Annotated in this window: 6 protein-coding genes; 4 read left to right on the top strand and 2 right to left on the bottom strand. The window is 69.7% G+C overall.

Annotation, left to right across the window (positions count from 1 at the left end; genetic code table 11):
• Window positions 1–99: 99 nt before the first annotated feature.
• Complete coding sequence (locus tag JZ791_RS46760) at window positions 100–3840, bottom strand: bifunctional RecB family nuclease/DEAD/DEAH box helicase (protein ID WP_216903458.1); 3741 nt, start codon at window positions 3838–3840, stop codon at window positions 100–102.
• 266 nt (window positions 3841–4106) lie between these two features.
• On the opposite strand from JZ791_RS46760, the gene JZ791_RS42765 reads away from it, so the two are divergent.
• The 4 genes from JZ791_RS42765 (at window position 4107) to JZ791_RS42750 (ending at window position 7386) form a co-directional block, all read left to right on the top strand.
• Window positions 4107–4754 carry an alpha/beta hydrolase gene (locus tag JZ791_RS42765; RefSeq protein WP_216903457.1) on the top strand — a complete coding sequence of 216 codons (648 nt, stop codon included), beginning with the start codon at window positions 4107–4109 and terminating at the stop codon, window positions 4752–4754.
• Between the two features lie 18 nt (window positions 4755–4772).
• Window positions 4773–5183 (top strand): type VII secretion target, encoded by a 411-nt coding sequence (locus JZ791_RS42760; RefSeq protein WP_308163478.1) that lies wholly within the window; start codon window positions 4773–4775, stop codon window positions 5181–5183.
• Window positions 5176–6486, top strand: a complete 1311-nt coding sequence (locus JZ791_RS42755) for a WXG100 family type VII secretion target (protein WP_216903455.1) — start codon at window positions 5176–5178, stop codon at window positions 6484–6486. Before JZ791_RS42760 ends, JZ791_RS42755 begins: the two co-directional genes overlap by 8 nt.
• 84 nt (window positions 6487–6570) lie before the next feature.
• Window positions 6571–7386 (top strand): ESX secretion-associated protein EspG, encoded by an 816-nt coding sequence (locus JZ791_RS42750; RefSeq protein ID WP_308163477.1) that lies wholly within the window; start codon window positions 6571–6573, stop codon window positions 7384–7386.
• A gap of 147 nt (window positions 7387–7533) precedes the next feature.
• On the opposite strand, the gene JZ791_RS42745 is transcribed toward JZ791_RS42750, so the two are convergent.
• The coding region (locus tag JZ791_RS42745; RefSeq protein WP_256462071.1) for a phosphoribosyltransferase family protein at window positions 7534–7969 on the bottom strand (436 nt) is incomplete at its 5' end.

Here is a 7969-nt window from a genome sequence, read left to right as displayed (position 1 = left end):
GGGATGGTGAGGCGGCGGAGCTTGCGGAGCCGGCGGGGTGGGTGAATACAGCGGGATGGTGAGGCGGCGGAGCTTGCGGAGCCGGCGGGGTGGGTGAACTCAGCTGGACAGGTCGAGGAAGGCCGCGAGGTCCGTCATCTGTTCGGCGTCCTCGGGCAGGTATTCGGCCAGCAGGGCCGAATGCACGATGATCGCGGTCCACATCGCACGGGAGACCGCGGTGGTGAGCCAGTGGCGGGAGAGCAGGGTGCCGATGCCGTGCGGCGCCTCGGCGGGGGAGGAGGTGGTCATGGAGACCAGGACGACTGCGGCCTCGCGACCCGCGAGCCGTTCGGGCGTGCCGACCAGCACGTCCTCGATGCGGGCGCGCGAGAGCAGGGTGCGGATGCGGGCGACCTGCGCGTGATACGGCGTCACCACCAGGATGTCGTGCGGATGCAGCCGGCGGGACACCGCGCCCTGCCGCCACGGCAGGCCCAGCAGGCCGCGCACCCGGCGCACGATCTCGCGGGCCTCCTCGGCCGATTCGGTGCTGTTGCCGTGATGGGCGATCGGGATCGTGCGCACGCCCGGCGGCACGCCCTCGAGATCGCGTGCGAGGGTGACGGTTTCGTTGGAGCGCAGCCGCCCGGCGTAGCGCAGCCGCGAGACCGGGCCGCACAGCTGCGGATGCATGCGCCAGGTGCGGTCGAGGAAGTAGCCGAATTCCGGTGGCAGCGTGGGTGATCCGCCGAGCAGGCGGCCCAGCACCGAATCGTGCACCGGCTCCGGGTGGGTGCCGTGTCCGGGCAGCGGCGCGGGATCGCCGAGCAGCAGCAGATTTCGGGCGCCGGCCGCGACCGCGATCGCGTCGGCGAGCGGGAAGTGTCCGGCGTCGACGACCATCAGCAGATCCAGCGAGCCCGGGGGAACTCGCTCGGCGTCCGCGAAATCACCGGGCAGACCACCGATCACGCAGCCGTTGACGGCGTTGTCCAGGAAGCGGGGATAGCGGGCCGGGGCGATGGCCAGCCATTCCTGCTCGACCCCCTGCGCATCGGACTTGGCCACCAGTTCCGGTAGCACGCCGACCCGGACCAGCGCGTCCAGGACGTGCTCGACCGCCCAGTGTGACTGCGCGACCACACCGACGCGCCACTTGTACCGGGTGACAAGGCGTTCCACGACACGGGATCCGGTATCGGTCTTACCGGTTCCCGGTGGGCCCTGGACGGCGACATAGGAGTCGTCCAGATCCAGGACCGCGGCGGTGACCGCGGCGGCGTGATCGCCGAACACCTCGGGCAGCGCCGCGCCCGAAGCCAGTCGCGGGGCGCGGCGCAGCAGCAGGTCGAAGGCGGCCGTGGCGGGCACCTCGGGCAGGCTCACCAGCAGTTGATTCGCCGTGAATTCCAGTGCGTCGGCGATGTTGTCGTCGTGCCCGGGTGGTCCCGGCGCGATCGCGACGGGTAGCTCGTCGTAGGGCTCGCAGCCGTGCGGCAGCACCTCCCGTACCCGGACGGCGTCGTCGAAATTGACGTCCAGCGAGCAGCCCAGAATGGTGGCGTGCGCGGTGGCGCGGCGGCCGGGCGCGGCGTTCATGCCGGGAGCCGGGCGGTCGTAGACGGTGAGCACCTCGGTGCCCGGGCGCGGCGCCCTGCCGGTGCCCAGGCGTCCGGTGAGGGTCAGATAGCGCCGCATCGGACGGTCGTCGGTGCTGTGCCATTTGGTGTCCACGGTGCCCCAGTCGGCGACGAGAACCCCTGGGGCGTCGCCCCATTCGGCGATCGGCTGGTACAGGCGGTCGGTGTGCGCCCAGTGCAGGGGCTGACGTTCACGTCGGTGATAGGCCAGGGTCGCGGCCATGAGTCCTGCGGCATGCTGTGCGGCGCTGCGGGATTCGTCGAAGTCGAAGGCGAATTCACGCAGCGCGGCCTCCACTGCGGGCAGCGGTTCGGTACCCTGTTCGTCCGGCGGCGTGGGAGTCGCCGAGATCCCTTGCGCAGCAGCGATATCCAAGAGCCAGCTGCGCAGTCTCAGCGTGCGTGCGCACTCGGATTCCAGGTCGTCGTGCCGGGTCCGGCCCGTCGGGTCGAACAGCCCGGTCAGGTCGGCCAGGCGGTAGGAGCGCTGGCCTATGAGCAGCGCGGAGCGCAGGATCGGATACAGGTCCACGAGGGAGCCGAGCAGATCGTCGATGATCTGCTCGTCGGCGCCGTAGCGCGCGCACAGTCGCGCCAGTAGTCGGCGGGCCGGTGTGTGGTAGTGGTAGATGCGCAATTCCGGATGCTGTTCCTGGCGGTCCAGGAGGTACTCGAGCAGGGCGGGAGCCTCATCGATGCGGAACGCATGGAAGAGCATTGCCCCGTCCTCGCGGGGCCGATCGTCGGTCTGCGCGGGCGCCACGCCGACTCCCACCGCGGCGGGTGTGCCCGCGACGGACAGGAATACGTCGCCGGAGGAGGGCAGCGGCAGCGCGCCCAGCGCCGAGGCATCGGTGACCGCGTACACAGTCGTCCCGTCGCGCTCGTGTTGCAGCTGTAGCTCGGCTTGGCGGCGTAGCGCGGAAAAGGTCTGGGCCGCAACCCCGGTGACCGCCGAGTCGGCCGCGGCCAGCCGGTCCACGGTGGTGATCCCGGCGTCGCGCAGCTGTGCCCGCACGGCCGGGCGCATGCCCGCCACCAGCAGCAGATCCCGTCCGGTCACCAATTCCGCTGTGCAGGTGGGGCAGTCGCCGCAGGCCAGGTATCGGCGATCGCCCCACTGCACCGGAAGTAGTTCGTTCTGCTTGTTCTCCAGGATCGTCGCCAGCCGCCGCCGTCGCGCGCGATACACCGCCACGGCCGTGGCGAGTTCGTACTCGGACGGCGATTCGCCTGCCAGCCGCAGTCGATTCCCGACTCGGAAACCGTACTGCCGCAACGTGTCCGCGCAGGCAGCCAGCTCGATCAGGGTGCCGATCCGCCCGGCCGGTCCCACGATGCCGTACACGATGTATTCCGGTGCCGCGTTCGCCGTGTCGGTCTCGTCGGTGTGCTCGTCGCCTTGCGCGGCCGGCTCCGCATGCGTGACGGCGCCAGGGTTCCGCTGGGCGTGCTCGGCTGGTGTGCGGTGAGTGGATGTTCCGGTACCCGCCTTTGCGACGGGCATCATGCGATCGATGGTCTCGGTGCTCTCGCCTGCTCCGGTGTGCCCGTGTGCGAGCGGTCCAGCTTGTTGTGCCGACCCCGCGCGTTCGGCATGTCTCATGGCCTCGGATTGCTCGAACAACCCGGATTGCTCGACCGACTCGCTGTATACGATCGGATCGATGCCTTCCGTAACCCCTGCGGGCTCGGCGTATCCGATCTCGAGGTGCTCGACCACTCCGTCGATGGTGGCGGCCATCGATGTGCGCAGGGCGTCACCGTTCACCACCGATTCGCCCTCGCCCGTGGTCTCCGGATCCTCGTGTGTGAGGTCCGATTCGGGCGAATCGCAGAGATCCGCCCGCACGAGTGCCGCGCAGCTCGCGGCGAAGTCGCCGTCGAAGAATCGCGCGCCGACGATCACTCCGGCCCCGGAGTGCAGGGCCGCGAGGGTCTGCTCTTGTGCGTGTCGCAACGACGCCACAGTCGTAGCCGGGTCACCGAGGAGGACATGATCGATGCGGATCATCGACGAATCGGCCGCCTCGGAAGCGTGTTCGGAGGGTAGGTCCGCTAGTAGTCGGTCCAGTTCGTCCGGATCCGCAAACGCGTGATCCGGTGACGTCCCGGCATCCTTCTCGGGGGGCGGCACCAGGCCCAGTTCGGCATCGAGCGCGCGCAGCAGCGCGAACTCGCAGCGCGCCGCCTTCACCAGGTCATCGGTGCTGCACACGACACGATCACCGAACAGAATCAATCGCGGCCCTCCTGTGCGTCTTGGGACACCCGCATCCGGCGGACGCACCGCCTGCGTTGCCGATTCGCGCAACAGCGTAATCATTCGAGGTAAGACGGCGTGGCGTCCAAGGGGCGTGTCTTTAAAGGACTTATCGGCCCGGGTGTTCCTGCTGACTGCCCGGTGGGTGTTCTGGCTGCGTATCAGCCACGTGGTCCAGGGTACGTGCGTGGTCCGCGCCCGGACCGGGTAAAGATCGTGGGATGCCGTTCTTCGAGGGTGCCCGCGGGCAGTTGCACTATCGACGGTGGGCGGTGCCGCGGCCGCTGGCCATGGTGCAATGGCTGCCCGGTACGGGGCAGCACAGTGGGCACTATCACCGCTTCGCCCGGGGACTGGGTGCGCGGGGGCTCGAGGTTTGGGGCCTTGACACCTCCGGACAGGGCCTGAGCGAAGGGGATCCGCAAGCTCCGGGCACCCTGGACGAACTCGTCGCCGACGCGCGGGCGTTCGCCCTGGCGATACGCCGGGAATCGCCCGGAATCCCGCTGGTCGTGGCGGGTCACTCCTTGGGCGCGGCCACGGCGGTCGCCATGGTATCCGGCACTACGGGAAGCGATCTCGGATACGCGGCGATGGTGCTCACCGGCACTCCGAAGCGGGCCACCGCGGGCTATCCGGCCCTGCCTCCAGATCTGCCGGTGCTGGCCCTGCACGGTGTGGACGACCGCCGCGCGCCGATCGATTCCGTACGCGACTGGACGGCGCGCGGACAATCGGTAGGGTTGCGCGAGTATGCCGATGCCGGGCACGATTTGCTGCACGAACCGGTGCACGCCAAGGTCACCGCCGACATCGTGGAGTGGATTCGAGATGTCGTCGTGGAGCGGGGCGCGCGCCGAGTGGAGTAGTTCGAGAAAGGGGGACCGGTGCAATCACAGGAGACCGGGGACCTGCACAGTGATGTGGCAGCCCTGAGCCAAGCGGTCGATGACGGACAGCTGTGGATGGACGGTGTGTTGGTCACCGACGGCATCCACGAACGCTGCGCTCGCCGCTATGAAACCCTGGCCGAACAGGTCGAAGAGCAGATGCGGGTGTTGCACGCCGCACTCTCGCTGCCCGGCTTCGGCGGTTTCGAATCCGGCGACTCGCTGCGGCATGGGTTCGAGTCCAAGGCGTCCGACGCCCTGGAACATCTGCAGCAGTACGCCGACGCGTCTCGTGAGCTCGCGCAGACGCTGCGTCAGGCCGCGGCCGCCTACACCCAGCACGACGCGGATATCGCCGCGGCGCTGGGCAATACCACCTCCGTCGTGGTGGGAGCGAACCATGCATGAGATCAGCGCCGCCGGGGCCAGGACCGAAATCCCGCAGACGGATCCGGATTACGCGCCGACCGTCGAGGTCTTCGACCATCTCGGCTACGACGAGCTCTACCGCGGCGTGATGCTGCTGAAGCCGGAGGTGCTGACCGCCGGACGGCAGGCCTGGCAGAACTCGGCGAGCGGGATGGCCGACGCGGTGCAGCAGGCGCACGCCCAGATCCGCTCGGCCATCGCCGACGGCTGGCGCGGCAGCGCGGCCGCGCTCGCGTCCGAGACGGTACAGGCGTTCGAGGCGCTGGGGCAGAACCTGTCCGATGTGATGGCCGAGGTGGGCCGTCGGCTGGGCCAGGCGAACGACGCGGCCGAGACGCTGCGCGCGTCGGTGGCGCAGCCGGTCGGCGCGTCCCCGGATCTCGAGGCCGCGCTGCTGGATCCCAAGCACGCCACCGTCAATGCCGACATGCAGAAGACCGCCGAGAGCGTGCGCCTGGACGCGGTGCGGGTGATGAACGCCGTGTACACCGGGGCGTTCATCCCGACGGGCAACAACGTGCCGGGCTTCCCGGTGGGCGGGATGTATCCGAATCCGCAGGTCGCCGCGCCGAATTCGGGCAAGCCGGTCCCCGGCGGCGGTGCGGCGGACCTCGTCACGCCCGGTGTCCCGCCCGCTCCGAACCTGCAAACCGCTGTCCAGCACGAGGATTCACAGCACCGGCGGATCGCGGCCCAGCAGCAGCCGCAGCGGGCCGCCGAGACCGATACTCCCCGGACGGATGCCGCGGTCCCGGTGGCTCCCGCGTCCTCGGCGCCACCCGTGAGCGCGGCGGCGCCCGCCTCGGTTGCCGTGCAGCCCGCGGCAACACAGGTCGCTCCGGCTGCGGTCGTCATACCGCAGGAACACCAGGCGGCCCCGACGACCGCGGCGGCGACGCCCGTCGTGGCCACCACGACCGCCGGCGCGTCCACCACTCCGCAGAGCACGGACGGTAAGGACGGTAAAAAGGACAAGGGGCAGCAGGGCGATCCGTCGCCCGGTAATGCCTCCGCCGATACCGCGTCCGGGATGGGCGCCGGAATCGTGGGTGGTCTCGCGGGCGGCGCGGTCGCCTTCGGCGGGGACACCCCGCGATCGGGTCCGTCGATTCCCCGGGCGCCCAAGCGTTCCCACGACGACGAGTACGACGACGAGGAGTACTACCCGGACTTCGACGGTCCGACCTACCTCGAGCTCCCCGAGCCGGACACCGAGTTGGTAGGGCATCTGAATCCGACGACCCCACCGGTTGTCGGAGAGTGGGCCGGCGATGACGAGTAGATCCGACGCTGTATCCGTTCCGGTTGTCGGAGAGTGGGCGGACGATGAACAGTAGATCCGACGCTGCGCCCGTTCCGGTCGTCGGTGGCCGATGATGAGGATCAGCGGGTCAGCGACCAGGTCCGAAGCGGGCCGCCGCCGGTGAAATGGACGCTCACCCCGGACCAGTTCGCGCTGGCCTGGGAGCGCACCGACGGTGATCGGATCCCGTATCCGCTGGCGGTACGCCTGTCGGCCCGGGACAGCGTCGAACGTGACGCGCAGTTCGCTCAGCTCGATGAATGGTGTTCGCGCGCACTCGATCCCGACCTGGAGGCGGCGCTTCGAGTGCTGGCCCGCCCGGCCGTGCGGGTGGAGGTTTTCGGCAGACAGGGGCTAGGCGACCAGGCGCCCCCGGTCAGGGTGCTCGGCGCCGCGGCCGGGCACGTCACGGTCGTCGCGGCCCAGCGTCCCGGCGAGGCCGCCGACCGCGGCGGTGAGGTGCTGCTGTTCGTGGGAACTGCGAAATCCCTTGCCCCCCGCGTGATTTCGGTGCTGCCAGAGCGGGTGGCGGGCAGCCTGCCGCGGCACACCGCCCCGCTGGGCCGGGTACGGGAAGACAGCCGAGACCTGGTCACGGTGCCGGTCGCCGGCCCGTCCGAGCCCGCCCGCATCCGTCGTCTGCTCAAACAGCCCCGCGACGGCATCGGCCAGATCATCGTGTCCGCCCGCCGCGCCAACGGCGAACTGCGGCCCCTCGGCGTGCTGTGCTGGATCGATATAGTCGGCGACGGCCGCTACACCGTCCACACCCGCGCCGAGGTCGACATCGCCCCGGTCACCGCCGAGGCCTTCGCCGCCCAGTTGCGCCCCATGCTCGCCGCCGCCGAGCGCGTTGTCGCGGAAACCGGTACCTGGTAACCGGCCTCCTCGGTCTTTCCGGAGCTTTGCCGGATTCCGGACTGTTGCGAATTCGGGGCACCTTCATCTAGGGGAGACTTCCCGGCCCGGAGTTGTTGCGCCGCAGGCTGATCGAGAAACTCGACGGCTCCCGGGTCGGTGAACTTCTCACCAGGGCCGGTCTGATTCCGGAGCTGTGGGCCGGGATCGGCCGAGCAGGGCGACCACTTCGTCGTCGGTCAGCTGGTGAAAGTCGTCGTAGGCGCCGCCCACGCCGCCCAAAACGCGGGGAACCAGCGGGCAGATGATCTCGTCGGCGAGCCGGTCGATGCGGCGCAGGGCCTCGATCGAGGAGACCGGGACGCCGACGGTGAGCCGGCGCGGGGAGTGCACGGCCGCGACCTCACAGGCGACGGCAACCGTTGCACCCGTTGCCATTCCGTCGTCGACGATGACGACCGAGCGGTCCTTCAGCGGCACAGCGTCCAGATTCTCGCGCAACATCCGTTGCCGCCGTTCGAGTTCCGCATGCTCGTGATCCTCGACCTCGGCCAGTTGCTCCGGGGTGACCCCGGTATGCCGGATGACATCGTCATTGATCACC

Origin of the sequence: Nocardia alni (genome assembly GCF_019038435.1) — a bacterium.
In the GTDB taxonomy this organism is placed as follows: Bacteria; Actinomycetota; Actinomycetes; order Mycobacteriales; family Mycobacteriaceae; genus Nocardia; species Nocardia alni.
Note: the sequence above shows the minus strand (reverse complement) of the source record. Positions and strands in the feature narration are given on the sequence as shown.

Bases quoted from the DNA above. Each gene is read 5' to 3' on its own strand.
- JZ791_RS42755 (WP_216903455.1), top strand. From the start codon at position 5,176: ATGCATGAGATCAGCGCCGCCGGGGCCAGGACCGAAATCCCGCAGACG.
- JZ791_RS42765 (WP_216903457.1), top strand. From the start codon at position 4,107: ATGCCGTTCTTCGAGGGTGCCCGCGGGCAGTTGCACTATCGACGGTGG.